Origin of the sequence: Candidatus Avelusimicrobium stercoris (assembly GCF_002437085.1) — a bacterium.
In the GTDB taxonomy this organism is placed as follows: Bacteria; Elusimicrobiota; Elusimicrobia; order Elusimicrobiales; family Elusimicrobiaceae; genus Avelusimicrobium; species Avelusimicrobium stercoris.
In genome coordinates, this window is the sequence record NZ_DJOA01000018.1 from 1 (window position 1) to 677 (window position 677).

At 42.5% G+C, this 677-nt stretch carries 1 protein-coding gene; it reads right to left on the minus strand.

Translation table 11 applies throughout. The features are described 5' to 3' along the window. Nucleotides 1–52: 52 nt before the first annotated feature. Nucleotides 53–643 (minus strand): hypothetical protein, encoded by a 591-nt coding sequence (locus B2118_RS02885; RefSeq protein WP_428053182.1) that lies wholly within the window; start codon nucleotides 641–643, stop codon nucleotides 53–55. Between the last annotated feature and the right edge of the window lie 34 nt (nucleotides 644–677).

Genomic DNA, 677 nt, shown 5'->3' on the forward strand with positions numbered 1-677 from the left:
TACGCCGGGGGATAGTTATTTTTACTGAAACGGCGGTACAAATCTAATATGCCTACTCCGCCAAATAACAGATTCCGTGTTCACCGTTCCGCGTCCATAATCGTTTATCTCCATCATATTGGGTCCACAAGTTTTTGACTTCTCCGTTTCTTATAGCTATAAGTACTGTCCAATTGCTCATAGTTCGGTGTTGAGCATATTTTTGATGGAATAGGCTAGGGTTGTCGGGATTCAAAAATAATGTTATTGAAGGCCCTTGGCACGCAGCGTCCATACATAAATCGGCAGTGTTTCTGTACCAGTCAGCATGGGCTAACCACCCTACAACCAAAAGATTATCCTCGTTATCAATTGTTCCCTTTATAAAGTCTTTCGCTGAATATATGTTGGAACCAAACATATACCCATCTGGACAAGCACTCGCACTGGCCTTAGCACTTTGCTGACTTTTACTCGTAGTTGCAGTAGGTACGTTCTGCCTGATTATCATCGCTATAAAGCCCACTAAGACGACGGCTAAGATTACCAACAAGGCTGGCAAATCCGATGATGCGGGTTCTAAGGCCTTCCGGTTTTTTTTATTTTGTGTTGTGTCTAACGGCTGTTCCTTTTTATTGTCTTGCTCTGTGGTTATTTCAGACATATATTTCTCCTAATATGAAACTCCCCGAGCTCAC

Bases quoted from the DNA above. Each gene is read 5' to 3' on its own strand.
- B2118_RS02885 (WP_428053182.1), bottom strand. From the start codon at position 643: ATGTCTGAAATAACCACAGAGCAAGACAATAAAAAGGAACAGCCGTTA.